Below are 23,585 nucleotides of genomic sequence, written 5' to 3'. Positions count from 1 at the left end.
CACCTCCTCGCCTCTGCGCTGACCTCACAGGCACAACCCACGCCGTCAACGCCATGTTCAGGGGGGGTACCCCCCTCACCAGAACACTACAGCACGACTAGAAAATTACAGCACGTCCAGGCCGTCACAACGAATCTGCACCGGCCGCTCCCCCACGTTCTTCTTCAACGCCGCAATCGTTGCACGCGTCGCACGCAACTCGCGGGTCACCTGCTGGGCAATGCCATACGAGAAGAACATCAGGGTACGCCAATCGCCCTGAACCGGCGCCTCCTCAGAATCCTCCACAAGAGACTCCGACCAGGCAAAATACCCCTGATCCAAAGGAACCGGACCCACAATACGCAACTGCTCACGCACCCGCTCCGGTAGCGCAGAAGAACCCAAGAACTCCTCCATGAAGGCGCGAACATCCGCCTCCGCACCGGTCACCGCAGCCGTACGAACCGCCGGAGGCAGACCCGTCTGAGCGCGCTCCTCCAGCTCCTCACGTGCAAACCACGCCGGATCCCAACGCACCAGCGCCTGCTCCACCGGCGACGGCGAAGCAGTCGTCACCACCGTACCCTCAAGAGCCGCCGGACGCACCAACGCCGCCGCGTTCAGCCAGCGACGCAACGCCGCCTCCGGAGCACGCAACGAATCAAAACGAAGCATCTTATCAGCATCCAGAAGAAGCGCCGCCGCATAGCCACCAAAAGCCACCGGCTCAGCACCCGGAGTCGCCACCACCAACGCAGGCTCAGGACCAACCGACGCGCGCACATGGTCACCCGCCGAAGAAATCACCGGAACATTCGGGAACGCACGACCCAGCTCCTCAGCCGTACGAGTCACACCCGCCGCCGAATAACGCCAATGCGTAAAACCACACTCAGAACAACGCCACTGCTGCGCCAGGTGACCGCACCACGAACACGACGGAACCGACGAGCCCGAAGCCACCGACAGGGGCCCGCTACACTCGCCACAACGCGCCGGCATGCGGCAACGCTCACACGAAAACGACGGAATATAACCGCTACGCGCCACCTGCACCAACACCGGACCACGCGCCAACGCCCGACGAGCATGCTCAAACGCCAGATGCGGAATACGCGCCATCGCCGCCAACGGGTCACGCGCCAGCTCAAACTCCGAACCCGTCGAAAAAATACGCGGCGAATAATCACGCACCAGCGCACGCGGCGCACGCACATGAGACGCCCAGCGGGTACGCACCAGACGCGCCGCCTCACTACTCATGCTGAACCCGGCAAACAGCGCCGCAGTATTTTCAGCAGAAGCACGCAAAAGCAACACATCACGGGCATGACAATACGGGGCGCGCTGCTCCACAAGCGAAGAATCGCCGTCATCCCAGCACACCACCAGGCCCAGGTTCGCCACCGGCGCGTATGCCGCCGCGCGGGTACCAATCACCACCGGCACCCGACCCAAACGCGCCTTCACAAAACCGTGATAGCGAGTATGCGGAGTCGAATCAGAACTCAAACGCACAAACGAGTCAGCGGGCAGACGCTCGGCGAGCGCCGCCTCCAGAAGATCCAGGTTCTTAGCGGTCGGAACCACCGCAATAGCGCCGCGGCCACTTGTTGCGGCGGCGGCGAGTGCGGTCGCCAGAACATCCGCCCAGGTGTGCTCCAGGTGGCCGGGAAGAACCGTCATCACGGCGCGGGTTGCGGCACCAGCGGCAACATCCTCAATGAACTCCGCACCGTTCTCGTAATCGGAGAAGACGGAGGCGGCATCAGAGGCGTCCAGGTTCAGCGCCGGCGGGTCCAGCACAAAGGGCGCGGGCGCGCCGGGGGTGGCAAGCCAAGCGTACGGGTCGGCATGAGTGGAGGCAGCGGAGGCGGCAGAAGGCTCGGGGTCCGCATGCCCGAGAGCCGCGTGCTCAGATTCCACATGTTCAGATTCCGGGGCAGAATCACCCAAATACGCCGACTCGTAACCCGGCAGAAGAGGCGCGTACTTCTTATCCAGGGCGGCAATGCGCGGCGGCACCGCCAGACGCAGCACGTTCGCTACTGTGGAGGCGTAACGGTCAGCAAGCGCCTCGGCAAGCGCAAAAATTTCGGGCGCAACAGCCGGTACACGCGACAGCACCGACTTAAGCGGCAGTAGCGAGGTACGCGTCCAATCGGTCGTGGCGGCGCGCTCCTCAATGTAACCGGTCAGCTCGTGACCGTTGAACAGCACGCGCACGCGGGCGCCGGGCACCGCATCCTCACTCAGCTCGGCGGGCACGCGGTAATCAAACGTGCGGTCCACCTGCGGCAGGGTGCTATCCACGCGCACACGCGCCACAGGGTTCGGCACGCCGCTCGCCTCCAGCTCAGCGGCAACATTCACCGGCTCCGGGGCAACCGGAATCAGGGCATCACGAAGAGCAGGAAATCCCTGCAACAGGTCAAGCTGTTGCAGGGATTCCTGCTGGGCACCCAACGGTGCCGAAGAGTTCGATTCAGAACTGCTCTGAGTCACCCGAATCAGCGTGCTTCTCTACCCTGACAGATATTAGGAAGAGGACACTGCCGAACGCAGTGCATCCACGCGGTTCAGGCGCTCCCAAGTGAATTCCGGCTCGGTACGACCGAAGTGGCCGTGAGCTGCGGTCTTCTTGTAGATCGGGCGGCGCAGATCCAGTTCGTTAATGATTGCCAGCGGGCGCAGGTCGAAGACCTCACGCACAGCCTTCTCAATCTTAATCGGGTCGACCTTCTCGGTGCCGAAGGTTTCAACGTACAGACCGACCGGCGCTGCCTGGCCGATAGCGTACGCAACCTGAACCTCGGCGCGGTCAGCAAGACCGGCACCCACAATGTTCTTCGCAACCCAACGCATTGCGTACGCTGCGGAACGGTCCACCTTCGACGGGTCCTTACCGGAGAACGCGCCACCACCGTGACGAGCCGAACCGCCGTAGGTGTCCACAATAATCTTGCGGCCGGTCAGGCCTGCGTCACCCACGGGGCCACCCTGAACGAAGCGGCCAGCGGGGTTCACAATGAACTTAGCGTTGGAAGAATCCAGATCGACGCTACCCAGAACCGGTGCAATCACGTGCTTCTCAATGTCTGCACGCAGGTCAGCCAGGTCGTAGCTTGCGGTGTGCTGGCTCGAAACAACCACGGTGTCCACGGAGACGGGGACGTTGTTCGAATCGTAGCCGAGGGTCACCTGAGTCTTGCCGTCGGGGCGCAGCTCGGTCAGCAGGCCGTCCTTACGGACCTTGGTCAGACGCTCAGAGAGGCGGTGCGCCAGCCAAATCGGGGCGGGCATCAGCACGTTTGTCTCGTTGGATGCGTAACCGAACATGATGCCCTGGTCGCCCGCACCCTGGCGGTCGTACTCGTCAGCAGCGATGCCCTGACGAACCTCAAGGGACTCGTACACGCCGGCGTTAATGTCCGGGGACTGCTCGCCAATGGAGACAGACACGCCGCAGAACTCGCCGTCGAAGCCGCGGGTAGAGGAATCGTAGCCGATACCCAGAATGGTCTCGCGCACGATGGAGGGGATTTCGACGTAGCTGGAGGTGGTCACCTCACCGGCAACGTGCACCTGCCCGGTGGTTACCATGGTCTCCACAGCAACGTTCGCTGCGGGATCCTGGGCAATGATGCCGTCAAGGATGGCGTCAGAAATCTGGTCACAAATCTTATCGGGGTGGCCTTCAGTCACCGACTCGCTGGTGAATAGGCGCAGATGGTTAGTACTCACGGTTTCCACTCTACTGGTTGAGGGCGCGCGAAGATAGCGCGCTCGTAATGATGACGGTTTCCTTCAATTATGACACGTTTGTTAAGCGCTATTACGAGGCGGGGCGCTGCGTTCATACCCCGGGCGGGCTTTCACGCGGCGCCACCAGATGCTTAGGTCAGCGCCGCCAGAATCTTCTGAGCCAACGCCGGACCAATACCCGGCACTGCCGTCAGGTCCTCGGCGCTCGCCTGCCTTATCTGAGCCACCGACCCGAAGTGCTTAATCAGCGCGGCACGCTTCACCTCACCCAGACCGGGCACCTCATCCAGGGCGGAGGCGACCATCGCCTTACCGCGCTTAGAACGGTGGAAGGTGATAGCGAAACGGTGCGCCTCGTCACGGATGCGCTGCACCAGGTACAGCGCCTGCGAGGTGCGCGGCAGCACGACCGGGTAGTCGTCGTCCGGCAGCCACAGCTCCTCCAGGCGTTTAGCGATGCCGGCAACGTACACATCCGTAACGCCCAGGTCGCTCAGCGCGGCGGAGGCGGCAGCCACCTGAGGCGGGCCGCCGTCCACGAGCACGAGGTTCGGCGGGTAGGCGAACTTCGCCGGCTCGGGCGTGGAGGCGTCAATCTCTCCGGAGTGCACGGGCGCGGCTTCGCGTTCTGCCTGCTGCGCCAGGTGCCTCTTGAAGCGGCGCGTAATGACGTCGTACATGCTGGCGGTATCGTCACGCGCGGCGTCGCCGGTAATGCTGTAGGTGCGGTAGGCGTTCTTCGCGGGCATGCCGTCCTCAAAGACCACCATGGACGCGACCACGTTCGTGCCCTGCACATGCGAAATGTCGTAGCACTCGATGCGCAGCAGCGGGTCCGGCAGTTCCAGCGCCTCCTGCAGCTCCACGAGGGAGGCGCTGCGGGTGGTCAAATCGCCCGCACGGCGGCTCTTGTGCAGGGTCAGCGACTGGCGCGCATTCTCGGCAACCGTCTTCATGAGTTCTGCCTTGTCGCCGCGCTGCGGGACGCTAATCTCCACGGGGCCGCCGCGCACCTCCGCCAGCCAGGACGCCAGCTGCTCCTTATTCTCGGGCTCCACCGGCACGAGCACGGAACGCGGAATATCGTAGCTGTTCAGACTCTTCTCGGCATCCTTCTGGGAGGCGAGGCTCGCCGCAATATCGCTGTACACCTGCGCGATGAGCTGCTCAATGAGCTGCGCGTCGGTGCTGTCGTTGACCTTCTCCACGATCCAGCCGCGCTGGCCGCGGATCCTGCCGCCGCGCACAAAGAACACCTGCACGGATGCCTCCAGGTCATCCTCGGCGTAGGCGAACAGGTCGGCATCCACGGTCGCGCCGAGCACCACGGCGTTACGCTCAAACGCCTTAGTCAGCGCGGCAATATCGTCACGAAGAATCGCGGCGCGCTCAAAGTCCATATCAGCTGCGGCGGCCTTCATTTCCGCGGTCAACTGGGCGATATGCTTCTCAGCACCACCCGCCATGAACCGGGTCAGCCCGCGCGCCAACTCCCGGTGCTCCTCGGCGCTAATCTTGCCCACGCACGGCGCCGCACACTTATCGATATAGCCGAGCAGGCACGGTCGGCCACTATTCTTCGCGCGGTTAAACACGCCGTTCGTGCAGGTGCGCACCGGGAACACGCGCAGCAACGCATCCAGGGTTTCACGAATCGCCCACGCCTGCGAATAGGGGCCAAAATAGCGCACACCCTTACGGCGCTCACCGCGAGTCACCATCGCGCGCGGGTACACGTCATTGACCGTAATCGCCAGGTACGGGTACGACTTATCGTCACGGAACGCAATGTTGAACCGCGGCGAAAACTCCTTAATCCAGGTGTATTCAAGTTGCAGCGATTCCATCTCGCTCGCCACCACGGTCCACTCCACACTCGCCGCCGTATGCACCATCGCATAGGTCTTCGGGCTCAGCGTCTGCGGGGACGCAAAATAGCTGTTGAGACGGTTGCGCAGGTTCTTCGCCTTGCCCACGTAGATGACGCGACCATCGGCATCACGAAAACGGTAAACGCCCGGGTTGGTGGGGATTTCGCCGGGGGCGGGGCGGTAGCTGGAAGGCTCTGCCATGGGTACTTTCTCCTCGCTCTACTGGGCTTTACGGTGGTTCTTTGCCGCGATTCTCTGCAGGACTGCCGGAGGCCTCTCGGGCTCGCGCGCATACGACAAACCGCGCATCCTGCACCAATCTCCCCGAAGCGCGGGGTGGGTGCGTGAATGCGCGGTTTAAGTCTACGCGGTATAGGCGGCGCGCGCCCTAGCCTGCGTCACGTGCGGCTGAGGGCGAAACGTTGTATTCGTGCTTTCGTGCCTGACCGGACAGCTGAGCAATCTCGTCCATGATCGCGTCGGTGGTGACGCGGCGCTGCTTGCCGGTCATCTTCTCGCCGGTCTTCTCAAAGTAGAGCGGCTTACCCACACGGATCGTGAAGCGGCGCGGGTAAATCATATTCGAACCGGGCTTCTGCAGGCGGTCGGTACCGATCAGACCGACCGGAACCACGGGCGCGCCGGTCATGTGCGCCAGCCACGCCACACCAATCTTGCCGCGGTACAGGTAGCCGTCGCGGGAGCGGGTGCCCTCGGGGTAAATGCCGAAGACCTTACCCTCCTGCAGCTTCTCCAGGGCAATGTCGAGTGCCTTGAGCGATTCGGAACGGTCGGAGCGGTTCACGGGAATGATGTCCACGGCTTCGAAGAATGCCTTCATCATCTTGCCGCGCGGGCCGGGGGTGTTCACGTACTCAGCCTTGGCGAGGAACGCCACGCGGCGCGGCATCATGGCGGAAATAATGATGGAGTCCAGGAAGGACAGGTGGTTGGAGGCGACAATCACCGGACCGGTGGCGGGAAAGTTTTCGAGTCCTGTCACGCGGGCGCGGAAGACGGTGCGTAGGATTCCGGTGACTGCTTTCTGGGTGGTTTTGTAGAGAAGCACGTGAACTCTCCTGAGGTGCCGATAGATTGCGGGCTGTGGCGGCGGTCCGCCGTGGATGCGGGGTGAGCGACCCCTTCAGATGGTGCGCCGTGCGGGTGCACAGAATCTGTACTGAAAAAATTTGTACTGTGTTTAGTAGTACCGGGTTTTATTATTCCACACCCGGGTGTAGGAACGTGAGGGATGCCGCGCTCCCCTTCCACATGCTGGGATGCGCCTGCCTGCATCCCTTCCGCGCCGGAACACCCTGGAATACCCTGGAACACCGAAACCTTCGCCTCCCCCTCCGTTACAGGCGGTGAGGAAGCGCAGGGAGTCAGTGCGGAAGCTAAGGATTCAACCTCAACGTAATATTTCAGGTTTCTCGCCTTGTGATTGCAAATATTCCGGCAAAATAGCCGCGTCACATTGTGACGCTACGTCAGCAAAGTTTCGTAAATGCGTATTTAATATGCAAGAATAAAAGGCAGGGTGGGCTGTCGCACCTCCCTCAAGGACGATTCACCCCGAACATAGTGAGCCGCCCCTCCAGCGGATGTGCGTCGGAGCCACTCCACATACAAATTCCACGCACACTGGAGACATACACTATGGCTACAAAACCCGTCTCGCGTGCGCAGGCAGCAAAGATTGCCCGCCGCTCAGACACGGTCGGTGCCTATGCCGGAAAAGGCTGGGTACAGGCTGTTGCGTTTGTGATGCTCCTGGGCTTCACCATCATGGCAGTCCTTGCAATGCGCACCTACGCACTCTCCATGCCGCTCCCCGACAAAATTGTCGGCAATGACGGCAAAGTCATCGCGACCCAAGAACAAATTCTGCACGGTCAGGAACTGTTCCAGGGACGCGGCCTGCAGCAGTACGGATCCGTGCTCGGCCACGGCGCCTACCTCGGCCCCGACTACACTGCAGAATACCTGCGCCTGACCACCGATGCCGCCGTCAAGGAGTACCGTGAGCAGGGCAAGCAGGACCCCCGCGAACTCGTCAAGAACGAGTGGCGCAAGGAGAACAAGTACGACGAGCACACCAAGACCATCACCTGGTCCGCTGGTGAAACCAAGGGCTACCAGCTCATGCTCAAGCACTACCGCGACACCCTGATGAAGGGTGACACCTCGCAGGGCCTGTTCCCCGACGCCATTAAGAACGACGAAGAACTGCACGACCTCGTCGCATTCTTCGGCTGGACCGCATGGGCATCGGCGGCTGACCGCCCCGACCAGCCCTACTCCTACACCAACAACTGGCCCTCCGAACCCAACGTGGACAACAAGCCCACCGCAGACCTCATGGTCTGGTCGGCACTCTCCCTGATTGCCCTCATCGGTGGTACCGGTCTGATGTTCGCCATCTACGGCCGCTGGTCCCGCGCTATCGGCTGGCACGCGGAAGAGGCACCCGTCCTCGACTTCCGTCAGCCCGACGAAGTTCGCCTGACCCCCTCGCAGAAGGCAGCCTGCCTGCTCTTCGCAACGATCCTGGTGCTGTTCCTGCTGCAGGCTCTGGTGGGTGCACTCACCGAGCACTACCGTGAAGAACTCACCGGCTTCTTCGGAATCGATATGGGCCAGCTGTTGCCCTACACGGTATCCCGAACCTGGCACCTTCAGCTCTCCCTCTTCTGGACCGCAGGCGCGTTCCTGGCGGGCGGTATCTTCATCGCCCCGCTGATTACCCGCCGCGAACCCAAGAAGCAGGGTCTGCTCACCTACGTTCTCATCGGCGCTGTGGTCTTCGTGGTCCTCGGCTCGCTGCTGAACGAATGGTTCTCTCAGAAGGGCCTCATCCCCAAGGAACTCACCGGCTTCTTCTCGCAGCAGTGGGAGTTCCTGGACCTGCCGCGATTCTTCCAGATCCTGCTCACCGCGGGTATGTTCATCTGGATCGTCATCGTCTGGCGTACCCTCTCCGCTCGCCTGAAGGGCTCGAAGAAGACCTCCCTGCCGTGGCTGTTCCTCTTCTCCGGTCTCGCCATCCCCATGTTCTACGCGGTCGGCCTGCTCGCAGGTCAGCGTACTCACGTGACCGTCGCCGAGTTCTGGCGATTCTGGGTGGTTCACCTCTGGGTGGAGGACTTCCTCGAACTGTTCACCACCGTCATGGTTGCGTACATCTTCGTGCTGCTCGGCGTGGTTCGCGAGCGCATCGCAATCTCCATCATCATGATGGACGCCGTGCTCTACTCCGTCGGTGGTGTGATCGGTACTCTGCACCACACCTACTTCGTCGGTACCCCCTCCGAGCAGATGGCATTCGGTGCGTTCTTCTCGGCTGCTGAGGTTATTCCGCTGACCTTCCTGACCGTTGAGGCGTGGGGCTTCATGCAGCTGGGTGCTCGCCAGTACTCCAACCGCACCAAGCCTTTCCCGCACCGTTGGGCTGTCATGTTCCTGATTGCCGTGGGCTTCTGGAACTTCCTCGGCGCTGGCGTGTTCGGCTTCCTGATTAACCTGCCGATCGTGTCCTACTTCGAAATTGGTACCGCGCTGACCGCAAACCACGCACACGCCTCCATGATGGGTGTGTACGGTATGCTCGCAATCGCGTTCGCGGTGTTTGGTCTGCGCTACCTGATTCCCGAGGACAAGTGGCCTGAGAAGGGTCTGAAGTTCTCCTTCTGGACTCTGAACATTGGTCTGCTGTGGATGTCCTTCATCTCGCTGCTGCCGCTGGGTATTGCTCAGCTGTACAAGTCCGTGGGTGAAGGCTACTACGAGGCTCGTTCCTTCGCGTTCATTCACGACGGTGCTTCCGCCGTAATGGGTTGGATGCGTATGCCCGGTGACGTGATCTTCCTGGTCGGCATCATCCCGCTGATTAAGCTGGCTCTGCTGGCTCTCCAGGCCATCTTCTCGAAGAAGGGCAAGGAGACCGTCCTTGAGCTGCCCGAGCCGCCGCTGTACGAGGTGGTTGAGGACGCTCGCATCGCAGAGTTCGCCGGCGCGAAGGCTGCCGAGGAGCTGCCCGAGCAGACCAGCCCCTACCGTAGCGATCGTCGAGGCTAATCATGCCTGAGCAGATTGCTGGAGTTTCTTTCCTCGTGTGGCTGGCCTGCGCGTACGCGCTCGGCCTGGTCGCCGTGGGTTGGGGCTTCGATATTCTCGCTAAGCGCACCAGTCAGCGCATGGTGGCGGCGCGAACCTTCGGGTTCACCTACCACGAAGAGAGCGACGCGTGGCTCTGTCCCGAAGACCAGTGGCTGTGGGCTACTGCCTTCGACTCGGATAACCGAGTGATGCGTTACCGCGCCAAGCCGAGCGTGTGCAACACCTGCCCTATTAAGGACAGCTGCACCGTCTCGGCGAACGGCCGCGAGCTTACCCGTGAAGTGGACGAATGGCCCTACTCCGAGTCGGGTCGTTTCCACCGCGGGCTAGCTGTGGCAGTGTCACTGCTGGGTGTGGTCACCCTGATTGGTGCCGCCATCGTCTGGCACTCCCCGCTGGAGCTTCTGGTGGAGGGTGCCACCGCGGTGGTCTGCCTGTCGCTGACCTACCCGCTGGCTGTGAAGCTCATGCGTTCCCCCGCGAACTTCGAGAACGATCCGAAGCATATTCACGCATCCACCGCTGACGAATCGGTGAACGTGAAGATGGACCGTTTCGCGGCGAAGTGGGGTGGCGTGTCGAATGAGCGTAAGCGCCGTACCGAGCAGACCCGCAAGCAGATGATTGCGGATGCAACCCTGCCGGTTCGTACCTCCGTCCTCGACCCGGACCGCCCCGCCTGGAGCGGTACCGGCACCTCGGTTAAGCGACTGCACAAGACCACGAACGAGGTCTTGCAGGAGCAGAACCTGGCTGAGGTTGAGGCCGCGGAGGAAATGGCGAAGAAATAGCGCTGCATAGGTTTTTCCGTTCCGGCGGCTGACCGGCTGGCTGGTCCCGTCTGTTAGCTTCGGCGGCTACCCCGTGTGGATTTCTCTTTTGAGTTTTCCATGCGGGGTACCGCCGGGGCACCGACCACCGCATGCCACCGGAACGGAAAATTCCCCTCCCTAAACTCCCACACACAGCCCGGTACCGGGCACCCCCTACTACACACCCCTAACTACCTGCACCGTACGAGGCGCGGGCAGGTGGGCACACATACCGTCCTCCCCCAATACTTGTGAAGGAAAACCATGGATCCCGTCACTTTGGCAACTATCCTCATCCCAGTTGCCGTCATTGTTCTTTTTATTCTGATTCGTATGTTCCGCGTCATCCCCGAATACGAGCGTGGCATCTCCTTCCGCTTCGGTCACCTGCGTTCGGAGCTGAAGCCCGGCCTGAACGTCGTCTTCCCTCTCGTTGATTCCCTGCAGCGCGTTGATATGCGTGTTATCACCCTGACCATTCCCCCGCAGGAAGTCATCACCAAGGACAACGTTCCCGCCCGCGTGAACGCAGTGGTCCTCTTCCGCGTGACCAACGCCAAGAACGCCGTGCTTGAGGTTGAAAACTACCCGATCGCCACCAGCCAGATTGCGCAGACCACCCTGCGTTCCCTGCTCGGTCGCGTTGACCTGGACACCCTGCTTGCACACCGCGAGGACCTGAACGAGGACCTGCGTTCCATCATCGGTTCGCGCACCGAGCCGTGGGGTATTCAGGTGGAGCTCGTCGAAATTAAGGACGTTGAGATTCCCGAGGCTATGCAGCGCGCCATGGCTCGCGAGGCTGAGGCTGAGCGTGAGCGCCGCGCAAAGATCATTTCGGCACGCGGTGAGCTGGAGGCCTCCAGCGAGCTGAAGGAAGCGTCCGACATTCTGAGCCAGTCCCCCGCCTCCCTGCAGCTGCGTTACCTGCAGACCCTGCTGGAGCTGGGTGCCGACCAGAACTCGACCGTGGTCTTCCCGCTGCCCATGGACGTGATTGGTCCGCTCGTGGGTGCGCTCAAGGGTGAGAGCAAGTAGACTGTAGACCTTGCATCTTCTGAGGCACCTACGTGCCTATCGCAAAAACCTCGAGTACCATAGGTGCTCGAGGTTTTTGCATACCCGGATCTTTTTTCACCACCAAGGACCACGATGACTGCCCGCTTTGCACTTTTTCTTTCCAGGATTCCAACTCCGCGCCGCTACGGGCGGATTATGGCGCTTCTCTTAGCATCCCTGGGTGGAGCGGTAGATGTTTTCTCTCATATTCATTACAAAGCTTTGGTTGCCACGCAGACCGGTAATTTTATCCTTCTCATTGCTGATATGAGTCACAGTTCGCAGCACGCTATTCACCTGCGTTGGCTCTCAGTGATTTTCTTTAGCCTGGGGTACCTGGGCGGTCATCTTCTGCATGATCTTTTGGGGCAGAGGGCACATCTGAAACACTGGCGTATTTTTACTCTAGTGCCCTTCCTCCTCGTCTGTTTTGTGACTCCTCTGATTCACCGGGTGAGCGAGCACGGGGTTCAGGTGGGGGCGTTAGCGTTCACTATTGGCCTGCTCATTCATGCACTTGCAGATACGCGTATTGGTGAGAACCCGTTTTCCCTGTTTATGACCAGCGGAAATTGGCGCAAAATGCTAAGCGCATGGTACGAGGCCGGTGCCCTCTATACCCGTGCTGCAGCTAATACATGCAGCGCCCGGAGGGAGCGTGCTGCTGGGAAGCGTGTTAAGGTTCGTCACCCGTCAGCGGATACCGACCCCTCCCCCGTCCTAGCTGAGGACGAGGGACGCCGCAGACGTGCTCTGATGAAGGCTTTAGATTACTCCCTGGTGGTCTGGGGATTTGTCGCCGGTGTGCTTGTGATGGCTCTCCTAGATCAGCTGGTAGGTAGTATCTCTCTGTGGTTTGTCGGGTGTTTGGCAGCTGGAGCGTTCTGGGTGGGGTTCCGGGCCGAGAAAAATGAAGATGCGGATAACGAAGCGGCGGCTCAGGGCTCAGCTCAATAAATCAGAACTAGGTTCTGCAGGTCAGAACTAAACCCGGCAACTCAAAGCTAGACCAGCTCCCCTTCCCTGATGCACTAGCCGCGGTGGCTGATTCGCAATGGTTAGACATATAGAAATATCCCGTGCAGATGAGAGTATCTGCACGGGATATTTCTATGCCGAACATTCTTCGCGAAAGCGAGAAGGAAGGCGTTTGGCCCGCCGCGGGGGTTGGATGAGGTGGTTGCGACGGGCCAAACTGGTCGGTTACACGCCGTAGAGGTGCGGGCGCGGCAGGTACATCAGCCAGTTGGGTGAGGGCCGGAATCCTGCCGCTAACGGTTTTCACCGACGCCTTAAGCATAACCGGCAAGGCTCCCGAACCTGCGGTAGCTTGAGTGAAGCATCAATCACCCATCTCACGCCATGCCGGGGCGGTATTCAGCCCAAAAATCGGCGCCTATCATCTAGCGCAGCGCCCGGCAAACTAACGCAATGCTCGGTGCGCCTGATCAAAGAACTCACGCTCATACACGCACGCTGACAGGTACGCCCGCGCCGCATGCACACGCTGAGCCGGTGAAGCCGCCTCAAACGCACGCTCCACCTCCGCGAGGCTACGCGCCACATCCGCGGCGAACTCCTCGCCACCGTACAGGCTCAACCACTCCGCGTACGGGTGGTCCGCGTGATTCTGCGAGGAGAGCACGGCACCGACTTCTTCATACAGCCAATAGCAGGGCAGGATTGCCGCGGCACCGACCACGTAATCATCACCGGCGGCGGAGGCACGCAGGAAATTCGTGTATCCCATCGTAATCGGCGAGGGTCCACCCAGACGCGCACGGTTCGCCAGCCAGCCCTCGTGCAGCTGCGATTCGGCGGCAATCGCCTCATGCGCACCGGCGGCCCAGTGCACCTGCGCCTCAGCGGTATCAGCACGCGCCGAGAGAGTCGCGAGCGCACGCGAATAATCACGCAGGTAGAGGGCGTCCTGGTCCAGGTAGAAGGCGAACAGGTCCTCGTCGAGGGTGCCGTCACCGAGGGCACGCACGAAGGGCAGGTCCAGAATCTGGTGCCAGGTTTCGCCACTGGCCGCCCAGAGGGCGGCGGTCCAGGGACCGGCGGGCTTTACGACGGCTTCACCGGCGGGCACGGGGCTGACCGGCAGCAGACGCTCCGGGCTGGTGCCGTCCAGAGTATTGCCCTCAGAGTCGGTGGTGGTGAGCAGGTGATGCCACGGGTACGCGGAGGCGGCAGCCTCCAGGCGGCGGGCACGGGCGGCGTGGTCCACCGGACCGTGGCCTTCACCGGAGCCGACCTGCAGACCGGCACCTGCGGCAATGGATTCGTGGAGCCAGCGGGTGCTCCACTGCAGGGCGCGGTGGGTGTCTTCGCTGGTCAGAACGCTCTGCTCTGCGGTGTGTTCTGCAGCTTCGGTGTGCTGCAGCAGCTCCACGCCCAGGCGGGTTGCCAGCGAGGAGGACAGGGAGCATCCGGTGCCGTGCGTATTACGGCTGTCCAGGCGCGGGGTGCGCACGTGCGCGCAGGTGCCGTCCGGGAAGACCGCGGTGTTACCGGCGTCCTGACCGCACAGGTGGCCGCCCTTCACAATCACGGTAGTTCCGGTCGCCGCCGCAAGGTTCGCCGCCTGCTCGTGCGCCTCATCGAAAGTCTGGGCGGGCTCCTTCTGGCAGAGCACGGCGAGCTCCGGAATGTTCGGGGTGATCACATTCACGAGCGGCACGAGGTCGCGCAGCGCCTGCTCCGCTTCCGCCTGCAACAGGCGGTCACCGCTAGAAGCAATCATGACCGGGTCGAGCACAACCACGGGCACGGGGTGCTCGCTCAGCCAGGTGCGGACGGTACGGATCGTGTCTGCGTCGCCGAGCATGCCGATTTTCACGGCGTCAACCGTGACATCATCAAAAACGGCGGCAAGCTGCGCGGTCAAAAATTCCAGGGGCGGGGTGAATACTTCACGAACCCCGCACGTGTTTTGGGCGACCAATGAGGTGGTCACGCACATGCCGTAACCGCCGGATGCGGCAATGGACTTGAGGTCCGCCTGAATACCTGCACCGCCGGAGGGGTCAGTTCCCGCAATGGAGAGAACCCTCGGCACCCGAGCTGCCTGAGGTACCTGAGCTGTCTGGGGTGCCCGGGAGGTTCCGGAGGCGCTCGCGCCGGGTACAGGGTTGGTGGGGGTGGTGGGTGCGCACGCGGGCGCGGTAGGCTGCTCTGCCATCATCGATAATCCCTTCGCTAGTTCGAACTAGAGCAGGTTCAATGGGTGATTCTCTCAGCCTTGAGTGTTCTTACGCCGTTTCGTGCGTCCGCTGTGCTGTAGCTCTTCGCTGTGCCGTAGCCCTTCGTTGGGCGGTCAGTTGGGCGGGTTAGCGGGTCGCGGGCGTCTCAAGGCACCCCATATCGCTCTGCCAGGTTATCACAACGATTCTCAGTAGCTGAAAGTTTTGCGGGTGACAAGTGAATCTCTCCGAAATTTTCGTTTGAGTCTTGCACTCTTGCGAGAGCTCCCGCCGCCGATTTCAGCGCACCCTTGTTCGGAAACCACCCGTTAAACGAGTAGTGCCCGGCACCGCTTCACGCAGTGCCGGGCACTATCAGCCGGGCTTATCAGCCAGGTTTAGGTCAGTGCGAAAATCTCTGCCGGTGAACCCTCCGCAATGATCCTGCCCTCGTGCAGCAGGACCGCGCGGTCAGCCAGGGAGGCGATACGCGCATCGTGCGAAATGATCAGCACCGCACGGTTCGCCAGCACGGCGCTCAGGGACTCGGTTGCGTCCGCGAGTTCCAGCTGGGTGGTGGATTCGTCCAGAATCACGGCGTGCGGGTCGGCAAGCACAATACGTGCCAGTGCCAGCTGCTGAATCTGGTCGCGGGTCAGCGGCGAATCCGTGCCGCTGACGACAGTATCCATGCCCTGCGGCAGGTCGCGCCACCAGCGGGCACCGATAGCGTCCAGCGCCTCGCCCATCTGCTCGACGGTTGCATCCGGCACGACCACCGTAAAGTTATCGGCGAGAGTGCCGAAGAAGACGTGCGCTTCCTGGGTGCAGACCAGCAGGCGCGGGCGGCCATCGGCGGCGGCATCGGTCGGGAAGTCGCCGTGACCGACCGGGCGACCCATCACGGTGATGGTGCCTTCCAGGGCGGTCAGCGAACCACCAATCAGACGCGCCATAGTTGTTTTACCCGAACCGGAACGGCCCACCAGGGCGAGCGCCTCACCGCGGCGAATCTTCAGGTTGATGCCTTCAAGCACCAGGGCGTCCGGCGAGTAGCCGTAGGAGACGTCGGTGCAGTCAATGGCGTACTCCGGGTTCTTCACGGCTTCATCAGACACGGCGGCGAACGCTTCGGCACGGTGCTGTGCACGCACCTCACGCTGCTTCTTTGCCAGGGAGACCACACCGAACACGCGGCCCATGTTCACGAGCATGATACGCAGGCTGCTGACGTGATGGTTCAGCATGTCGGCGAGGATTCGCAGGCTGAAAACCATGACCGAGGCGGTCGCTACGGCGCCCCAGCTTGCCCAGCCGAGAGCCACGCAGGCGGCGCCCCAGAGCATACACAGAATCGTGGGGATCCAAGCGTTAATAGCGTCCACGGTGAAGTACAGCTGGCGGATACGCACCATGCCCAGCTGCGCGGCGAACTGGCGCTTGTTCTCACCGGCGAAGGCTTCTTCGCGGGCGGTGTGAACGCCCAGCTCACGAATCGTGGAGGTGCCGCGAATGTTCTCGGTCAGCACGCTGTTGAGGTCGCTCACGCGCTCCTGGGCGGTCTGGTTGCGTGCCGCCATGAGCGGCAGCATCTTCGACATGATGAGGGCAAGACCGGCAATCATGGGTAGCATGATCAGGCCCATTGCCGGGCTCACAAACGCCAGGGAGATCGTGGAAACCAGGAAGTACAGGACCACGTAGATTGCACCGAGAAGGTCTGTGCTGACAGCGTTTGCTGCCGAGGACAGGTCGTCGGTCACGCGGGTGAGCAGGTCGCCGCTGCCGGCTTCTTCCACGGTGCGGGCGTCCAGGTCGAGGGTGCCGTCGAGGGTGTCCTGGTTGGCGTCACGGGTGACGAGCGCACCCAGTCGGGCTGCACTGTACGAGGAGACCATGAGGGTTATCGCCTGCACGATGAACGCCGCCAGGATAATCAGAATCGGCTGCCACGGGTAGCTGGAGAACTTGCCCGCCACCACGTCGTCCACGGTGGCACCAATCTGCAGGGGCACCACCGCACCCATGAGGGTGCTGACCATGTAGATGACGAAGGTGTAGAGGGCTCGCCCCTTATGCGCCGCGAGGTAGTTCCACATGCGGCGTGCCACGTAGGCGGGGCTTTCGATGGGGAGCTGCTTTGCCATGCTAGTTCACCTCCTGATTCTGAGTGGTTGCGGGGGTTTCTGCCTGAGCGACGGGGTAGCCGTCGCGTTCCATGCGGCGGGTCGCCTCCGCGGTCGTGGAGACAACGTAGACCTGCTCCAAATCCTGCAGCAGGCCGGGGTAGCCGACGGGCAGTCGGTCGCTACCGATCTGGGTTTCCATCGCATCATAGATGTAGCGCTGGCTGGGTTCGTCCACGGAGTTCAGCGGCTCGGTCAGGATGAGCACCTGCGCGTCCTGTGCGAGTGCGCGGGCGAGTGCCAGACGCTGACGCTGACCGCCGGAGAGGTTCGCACCTTCACTGGTGATGCGGGCGGCGAAGTAGTCTTCGGGGTTGCGTCCGCCCAGTCGGTAGGCGATTTCGCGGGAGTCGGTAATCTTCAGCAGCTCCTCATCCTTTGCCTGTGCCAGCTCCTCGTCGGGGTTCGGCACGGTGCCCAGGCGCAGGTGCTCCTGCAGGGTTCCGGCGAAAATCATGGGGTTGGGTTCGCTCAGCAGCACGCGGCGGCCGGTTGCATCCTTGAGGTCCTCTCCCCCGCGGCGTAGGGTGCGGGCGAGCGCCTCGGCATAGTCTTGCGCGGTGAGGTTGTAGTCGCGCGGGTTGACGTACACGATGCGCGGGTTGCTAGCACCGGCGGGGGCGACGGGTACGGGCACCTCGAGGGTGCTCGCCTCGACTGCCTGTTCGGCGCGTGCCAGCTGCGCCATTTCTTCGTCGGTGCGCGGGCTCTTCAGCACGCCCTGGCGTACGCCCGCGTGACCTTCGAGGCGGGCGACCTTGGCGAGCGCAATCTTGGCGTATCGCCATGCGGTGAGGAAGTTCTGGGTAATCCAGATGGGGCCGCCCATCATCGCGATAATGGAGGCGACGGTCACCAGGGATGCGGCGGGGGTGTCGGAGACCCAGCGGCCGTTTTCGACGTGGCCGGTGAGGGCGAAGCCGATGCCGAGCAGGGTCACGGCGCCGCCGAGCAGCGCGCGGATGAGGAACATCCAGCGGTGCGTCTTTTCGTAGCGCATGTAGCTGTCGAAAACTTCGTCGGTACCGCGGTGGTAGCGTTCACGCATCTGTTCTTCGGCGCCGAGGCCGGCGATGGTGCGCAGGCCGGTGGCGATATCGGAGGCGCGTGAGGAGGCTTCACCGTCCTTTTCGCGGTATTCGCCAATCTTCGATTCGAGGAAGGTCGAGTACCAGGCGATCACGCCGACCACGATGAGCGTGCCGATGAGGGTGACGACCGCGGTGACGGGGTTAATGAGCCAGAGCTGCACGGCACCGAGGGTCGCGATGATCATGGCGTTGACGAATAGCGGCAGTGAGAAGTAGACGTCCGTAATGCGGCGTACGTCTTTGTTCATGACGGTGACCGCTTCGCCGGAGTCTACGCCAGCGCGGGTGCGCCCCATGAGCCGGTTGATGTAGATGCGCCAGTCGCGGCCAAGTTCCGCGCTGAGGGTCATGGAGGTGCCCCAGCCGAAGAACTCGTTGATCACGATGAAGGTGATGGCTGCGACGACCACCCAGAACATGGGCCAGGCGTCGGGGGCTTTGCCGGCGATGTGCTGGTTGATGAATTGACCCACCATGACGGGGATAAGAATCGCACCGGTACCCGCGGTGGTTTCACCCAGGACGGGGATTGCCCAGCGGTGCCAGGGGTATTTGTATCCGGGCGCGGTGACTCGCAGGGCGAGGCGCTTTTTGAGGGCTTCCTCTTCCGCCTTGCGCTGTTCGCTGCCGGTTACTTCCTGTGTAGCTTTTTTCTGCACAGTTTTCTTCTGAGCGGCTTTTTCCTGCGTGGTTTTGTTATGCATGGATTCTTCATGCGTAGCTTCTTCACGCGCGGCGTTTTCTTGTGCCTTGTCAGCGTTGTATTCAGTCATTCAACGTCTCTCCTTTCTCTTACCCTATTCCTTTATCAATGTGGCACGCAACACTATTTACATCATAGGTAGGCGTGTCGTTATTTATGCAACGTATTTTGGGGCGTGCATCAGCCGCTCAATATGCACCGACATCAATCGGCGGATTCTGCATCTACGCGGTAATCTATGCGGCATGGAGGCCTACGTTTTCGACCTTCTGAGCACCAGGTTTTTGCACCACTGCACTTTTAGTGCTTTGTTCTACACTACACGAATTTGGGGAATTCCCGCGTTAGCGCGGCACCGCGCCTCCCGAACGCCCTATAAACGCCCCGTGAAGGAACCGCGAACCACCCTGCAAAGATGCAGCGAACACCCCCGCAAACACTCCGCGAGTACCCGTTTGTTCCCTCGTAACGATAACGCCCCCGCGCCCGCGCTATTCCCGATAGACTGGAATTCTCATGAGTATTTTGAATTTTCTTTCTCCCTCGCTGGGTGAGAACCCCGGCGACTACAATCGACGCGATTTTAAGGGCAACCCCCTCACCGCCGAAGAAATCTATGAGGCGTTCACCGAGTGGATTTCGACCCGCGGCATGACCCTGTACCCCGCTCAGGACGAAGCTGTTCTGAGCATTGCCGCCGGACATAACGTGGTGCTGGCTACCCCGACCGGTTCGGGTAAGTCCACCGTGGCTGTTGCCGCGCATTTTACGGGCCTGGCGACCGGTCAGCGTTCCTACTACACCGCCCCCATTAAGGCGCTGGTGTCTGAGAAGTTCTTTGACCTGATCAATATTTTTGGTGCCGAGAACGTGGGCATGATTACGGGCGACTCCGCCATCAACACGGAGGCGCCGATTATCTGCTGCACCGCGGAAATTCTCGCCAACATTGCCCTGCGCGAGGGTAAGGATGCGGACCTCTGCCAGGTCATCATGGACGAGTTCCACTTCTACTCCGATCCGCAGCGCGGCTGGGCATGGCAGCTTCCCTTGCTGGAGCTTCCGCAGGCGCAGTTCCTGCTGATGAGCGCGACCCTGGGCGATACGACTCGCTTCCAGGAGGAGATGACGGCGCTGACCGGTCGCGAGAGTGACCTGGTGGCTCATTCTGAGCGCCCCATTCCGCTGCACTTCTACTACTCCACCACCCCGGTTCAGGAGACGGTGCAGGAGCTCGTGCAGACCAAGCAGACCCCGGTCTACATTGTGCACTTCTCGCAGAAGGCGGCGCTGGAGCAGGCAAACGCCCTGCTCTCGGTGGCGATTGCCTCGAAGGAAGAGAAGGAACGCATTGCCGAGCTGATTGCTAAGTTCCGTTTCGGTCCGGGCTTCGGTAAGGCGCTGAATAAGCTGGTGCGCGCCGGCATCGGTATTCACCACGCGGGTATGCTGCCCAAGTACCGCCGCCTCGTGGAGCAGCTGGCCCAGGAGGGTCTGCTCAAGGTGATTTGCGGTACCGACACCCTGGGCGTGGGTATTAACGTGCCCATCCGTACCGTGCTGATTACGGCGCTGTCGAAGTTCGATGGTGCCCGTAGCCGCCGTCTGCGTGCCCGCGAGTTCCACCAGATCGCTGGACGCGCGGGCCGTGCCGGTTTTGATACCGCCGGCACCGTGGTGGTTCAGGCACCCGAGCACGATATTGAGAATGCTCGCCTGCTGGCTAAAGCTCAGGCGAAGTTCGGTGACGACACCAAGCGCATTAACCAGTCGCTGTCCTCCAAGCGCAAGAAGGCCCCGGAAGGCTTCGTTGGCTGGTCCGAGAAGACCTTCGACCAGCTGGTAGAGGCAGCCCCGGAGCCGCTGACCTCCTCCTTCGACATCACCCATTCGATGTTGCTGAACCTGATGCACCGCCCGGAGAACCCGGTCATTGCCGCGTACCGCATCATTCAGGAGAACCACGAGAGCCCGGCACGCCGCCGCGAGCTGCTGCGCAAGGCAATCGGCATCTACAAGGAGCTACTGACCGGCGGCGTGATTGAGCGAACCAACACCCCGGACGAGCACGGCTCCTACCTGCGCCTGACCGAGGATTTGCAGGATAACTTTGCCCTGAACCAGCCGCTGTCCGCTTTTGCGGTCGCCGCGCTGGAACTGCTCGACCCCGAGTCCCCCAGCTACGCGCTGGACGCGCTCTCCCTCATTGAGGCGACCCTGGATTCGCCGAACCAGGTGCTGTACGCACAGGAACGCAAGGCGAAGAACGAACTGTCGGCACAGCTGAAGGCGGACGGTGTGGACTACACCGAACGCATGAACGAGCTGGACAAGGTCACCTACCCGCAGCCCCTGGCGGAGCTCATCGATCAGGCGTACACGACCTACAAGCAGTCCGCGCCGTGGGTGGCACGTTTTGAGCCGCGCCCCAAGTCAATCGTGCGTGACATGTACGAACGCGCGATGGGCTTCAACGACTTCGTGCAGTACTACTCGCTCGAACGTGCCGAGGGCGTGCTCCTGCGTTACCTCTCTGACGCATACAAGGCGCTGCGCCACACCATCCCCGATTCTGCCGTGACCGACGAGCTCGACGACATCATCGAGTGGCTCGGCGAGCTGGTACGCCAGACCGACTCCTCCCTGGTGGACGAATGGGAGAAGCTGGCTGCCGGCGAAGACACCGCGACCATTGCGGCCGAGCACGCCTCCATCGAGGAGGAAGAGCCTCCCGCCGTGACGCAGAACCTGCGTGCCTTCCGCGTGATGGTGCGCAACGCCCTCTTCCGCCGCGTGGAGCTCTTCGCCGACGAACGCGACCGCGCCCTGGGCGCCCTGGACGAGTGGTGCGGCTGGGACGCCGACCGCTGGGCGGACGCCATGGACGACTACTTCGACACCTACGACGACATCTACACGGACGCCGATGCGCGCTCGCCTCGCCTGGTCAGCATGGACGAGGACACCGCCGCGCATCCGGGCGTGTGGAAGGTTCAGCAGAGCTTCGCCGACCCTGAAGATAACTTTGACTTCGGTATTCGTGCCGAGGTTGATCTGGCGGCATCCGATGAGGCGGGTTACCCGGTGCTGAAGATTCTGAGCGTGGGCGAGTTCTAAGACTCCGATTGAGACTCCGCCTAAGACTCCGCTCGGGCTCTGCCACGATGTTGCCCATAGTGGGCTAGAATACAGAGTATCTATCTATTTGAATGAAAGAAGGTTCACCGTTGACCGTTTCTTCGCTTCCCAAGGTTGAGTACCGCAAGGGTTCGGTCGTCAAGCACGACGGCTACGAGATTACCGACCACTGGTTCCAGGTTCCCCTGACCCACGGTCTGATTTTCTCCAAGGGCAAGGATGCCGCTCTCTCCTCCCGTTTTGCGGACCAGACCATCACCGTGTTCGCCCGCGAGGTTGTGAACACCAACGAGACTCTGACCGTTTCGGCTGATAAGCGTCCTTACATTGTGTACCTGCAGGGCGGCCCCGGTTTCGGTTCGCCGAAGACCGGCTCCATTGGCGGCTGGATTGCTGAGCTGGCGAAGACTCACCGCGTGGTTCTTCTGGATCAGCGCGGTACCGGCATGTCTTCCCCGCTGTCTGCCCGCAACATCACCGCTGTGGGTGACGCGCAGGTTCAGGCTGAGTACACTGAGCTGTTCCGTGCGGACTCCATCATCGCTGACGCGGAGGCTATCCGCGAGGTGCTGCTGGCTGACCGTGCCGACAAGCGTTGGTCCACCATTGGTCAGTCCTTCGGTGGCTTCCTGACTCTGTCCTACCTGTCGTTCGCGCCTCAGTCGTTGCGTGACTGCCGCATCACCGCGGGCCTGGCTCCGATTCGTACCTCCGTGGACAACGTCTACCAGCACACCTTCGACCGCATGAAGGAACGTGTTGAGGAGTACTACAGCTGGTTCCCCGAGGACGCCGAGCTCGCTACCCGCATCGCTGAGCACCTGCGCACCCACAAGGAGTACCTGCCCACCGGTGAGCGTCTGACCGATCACCGCTTCCAGATGGCTGGCCACTTCCTGGGTGGCCGCTGGCGCGAGCGCGGTCTGCACTACTTCCTGGAGAACGCATTCGCTGAGGGTAACGACCACCTGTCCGATCAGTTCCTGACCGCTATGGGTGCCGAGGTGACCTTCCAGGCAAACCCGCTGTACGCCCTGATGCACGAGACCATTTACGCTGACGGCCCCTCCGACGGCGTTCTGCCCGGCATCCCCGGCTACGAGCTGTCCCCCTCCCCCGCACCGACCAACTGGTCTGCTGCTCGCGTGGCGGCTTCCCGCCCCGAGTTCGCACCGGATGCGGACCGTCTGCTCTTCACCGGCGAGCACATCTTCCCCTGGTACTACGAGGAGGACCCCTCGCTGCGTCCGCTGGCTGAGGTTGCTCACCTGCTGGCTGAGAAGAAGGACTGGGGTCGCCTGTACGACCACGCACAGCTGCACAAGAACGAGGTTCCCGTTGTGGCCGCCGCCTACAACCCGGACGTGTACGTGGACTTCGAGCACTCCATGGAGACCGCCCGCTGGGTCGGCAACACCCACGTGTGGACTTCGAAGACCCACCACCACGACGGTTTCGGTTCTGACTCGCTGACCATTCTGGGTCACCTGAAGAACATGCTGGCTGAGGTTCACAACCAGTAATTCTTCGCTGAATATATCTTTGATATAGCTAAAGCCCCTCACCCCGGTTGAACTGCCTCCCGTTTCTTGGACAACAAAACTAAAGTCCAAGAAACGGGAGGCTTTTCATGCCTATAAATCAGGGATTAAGACATAATCGTTTGCTCCGGGA

Annotated in this window: 13 protein-coding genes and 1 riboswitch; of the genes, 6 read left to right on the top strand and 7 right to left on the bottom strand. The window is 61.6% G+C overall.

What is annotated here, in order from left to right; translation table 11 throughout:
- Positions 1-105 precede the first annotated feature (105 nt).
- The 4 genes from QZ822_RS00065 to QZ822_RS00050 form a co-directional block, all read right to left on the bottom strand.
- Positions 106-2,487, bottom strand: a complete 2,382-nt coding sequence (locus QZ822_RS00065; RefSeq protein ID WP_294641689.1) for a primosomal protein N' — start codon at positions 2,485-2,487, stop codon at positions 106-108.
- A 33-nt stretch (positions 2,488-2,520) separates the two neighbouring features.
- Positions 2,521-3,726 carry a methionine adenosyltransferase gene (gene metK / locus QZ822_RS00060; RefSeq protein WP_294641686.1) on the bottom strand — a complete coding sequence of 402 codons (1,206 nt, stop codon included), beginning with the start codon at positions 3,724-3,726 and terminating at the stop codon, positions 2,521-2,523.
- Positions 3,727-3,878: 152 nt separating this feature from the next.
- A complete protein-coding gene (gene uvrC, locus QZ822_RS00055) occupies positions 3,879-5,819 on the bottom strand; it encodes an excinuclease ABC subunit UvrC (RefSeq protein ID WP_294641685.1) in 1,941 nt (646 codons plus the stop codon).
- Positions 5,820-6,006: 187 nt separating this feature from the next.
- A complete protein-coding gene (locus QZ822_RS00050; protein WP_294631164.1) occupies positions 6,007-6,687 on the bottom strand; it encodes a 1-acyl-sn-glycerol-3-phosphate acyltransferase in 681 nt (226 codons plus the stop codon).
- Between the two features lie 590 nt (positions 6,688-7,277).
- Between QZ822_RS00050 and QZ822_RS00045 the strand changes: the two genes are divergently transcribed.
- The 4 genes from QZ822_RS00045 (at position 7,278) to QZ822_RS00030 (ending at position 12,565) form a co-directional block, all read left to right on the top strand.
- The gene (locus QZ822_RS00045; RefSeq protein ID WP_294641683.1) at positions 7,278-9,695 is read left to right on the top strand and encodes a nitric-oxide reductase large subunit; all 2,418 of its coding nucleotides are present in this window, start codon (positions 7,278-7,280) and stop codon (positions 9,693-9,695) included.
- Between the two features lie 2 nt (positions 9,696-9,697).
- Positions 9,698-10,528 carry a transposase gene (locus QZ822_RS00040; RefSeq protein ID WP_294641681.1) on the top strand — a complete coding sequence of 277 codons (831 nt, stop codon included), beginning with the start codon at positions 9,698-9,700 and terminating at the stop codon, positions 10,526-10,528.
- Between the two features lie 285 nt (positions 10,529-10,813).
- Entirely contained in the window at positions 10,814-11,587 is a 774-nt protein-coding gene (locus QZ822_RS00035) for a slipin family protein (protein WP_005506196.1), read from the top strand.
- 114 nt (positions 11,588-11,701) lie between these two features.
- Complete coding sequence (locus QZ822_RS00030; RefSeq protein WP_294641679.1) at positions 11,702-12,565, top strand: YoaK family protein; 864 nt, start codon at positions 11,702-11,704, stop codon at positions 12,563-12,565.
- A 466-nt stretch (positions 12,566-13,031) separates the two neighbouring features.
- Here QZ822_RS00030 and QZ822_RS00025 read toward each other — a convergent pair whose 3' ends face one another.
- The 3 genes from QZ822_RS00025 to QZ822_RS00015 all read right to left on the bottom strand — a co-directional run bounded on the left by QZ822_RS00025 (position 13,032) and on the right by QZ822_RS00015 (position 18,843).
- Positions 13,032-14,795: a bifunctional hydroxymethylpyrimidine kinase/phosphomethylpyrimidine kinase gene (locus QZ822_RS00025; RefSeq protein ID WP_294641677.1), complete on the bottom strand. Its 1,764-nt coding sequence runs from the start codon at positions 14,793-14,795 to the stop codon at positions 13,032-13,034.
- Positions 14,784-14,982, bottom strand: a riboswitch (TPP riboswitch). (Overlaps the previous gene by 12 nt.)
- Positions 14,983-15,191: 209 nt before the next feature.
- Positions 15,192-16,940: an ABC transporter ATP-binding protein gene (locus QZ822_RS00020; protein ID WP_294641675.1), complete on the bottom strand. Its 1,749-nt coding sequence runs from the start codon at positions 16,938-16,940 to the stop codon at positions 15,192-15,194.
- Between the two features lies 1 nt (position 16,941).
- On the bottom strand, positions 16,942-18,843 hold the full coding sequence (locus QZ822_RS00015) for an ABC transporter ATP-binding protein (RefSeq protein ID WP_294641674.1): 1,902 nt from the start codon (positions 18,841-18,843) through the stop codon (positions 16,942-16,944).
- A gap of 446 nt (positions 18,844-19,289) precedes the next feature.
- Here QZ822_RS00015 and QZ822_RS00010 point away from each other — a divergent pair, with 446 nt between their 5' ends.
- Together QZ822_RS00010 and QZ822_RS00005 are read left to right on the top strand one after the other, a co-directional pair.
- Positions 19,290-21,890 carry an RNA helicase gene (locus QZ822_RS00010; protein WP_294641673.1) on the top strand — a complete coding sequence of 867 codons (2,601 nt, stop codon included), beginning with the start codon at positions 19,290-19,292 and terminating at the stop codon, positions 21,888-21,890.
- Between the two features lie 110 nt (positions 21,891-22,000).
- On the top strand, positions 22,001-23,434 hold the full coding sequence (locus tag QZ822_RS00005; protein WP_294641672.1) for an alpha/beta fold hydrolase: 1,434 nt from the start codon (positions 22,001-22,003) through the stop codon (positions 23,432-23,434).
- Positions 23,435-23,585: the final 151 nt, after the last annotated feature.

The organism is uncultured Rothia sp. (genome assembly GCF_916715725.1).
Classification (GTDB): domain Bacteria; phylum Actinomycetota; class Actinomycetes; order Actinomycetales; family Micrococcaceae; genus Rothia.
This window is presented reverse-complemented; position numbering and strand designations above follow the sequence as displayed.

Excerpts from the sequence above, each read along its gene's own strand:
- uvrC (WP_294641685.1), bottom strand. The coding sequence starts at position 5,819 with ATGGCAGAGCCTTCCAGCTACCGCCCCGCCCCCGGCGAAATCCCCACC.
- QZ822_RS00045 (WP_294641683.1), top strand. The coding sequence starts at position 7,278 with ATGGCTACAAAACCCGTCTCGCGTGCGCAGGCAGCAAAGATTGCCCGC.
- QZ822_RS00040 (WP_294641681.1), top strand. The coding sequence starts at position 9,698 with ATGCCTGAGCAGATTGCTGGAGTTTCTTTCCTCGTGTGGCTGGCCTGC.
- QZ822_RS00035 (WP_005506196.1), top strand. The coding sequence starts at position 10,814 with ATGGATCCCGTCACTTTGGCAACTATCCTCATCCCAGTTGCCGTCATT.
- QZ822_RS00030 (WP_294641679.1), top strand. The coding sequence starts at position 11,702 with ATGACTGCCCGCTTTGCACTTTTTCTTTCCAGGATTCCAACTCCGCGC.
- QZ822_RS00025 (WP_294641677.1), bottom strand. The coding sequence starts at position 14,795 with ATGATGGCAGAGCAGCCTACCGCGCCCGCGTGCGCACCCACCACCCCC.
- QZ822_RS00020 (WP_294641675.1), bottom strand. The coding sequence starts at position 16,940 with ATGGCAAAGCAGCTCCCCATCGAAAGCCCCGCCTACGTGGCACGCCGC.
- QZ822_RS00015 (WP_294641674.1), bottom strand. The coding sequence starts at position 18,843 with ATGACTGAATACAACGCTGACAAGGCACAAGAAAACGCCGCGCGTGAA.
- QZ822_RS00010 (WP_294641673.1), top strand. The coding sequence starts at position 19,290 with ATGAGTATTTTGAATTTTCTTTCTCCCTCGCTGGGTGAGAACCCCGGC.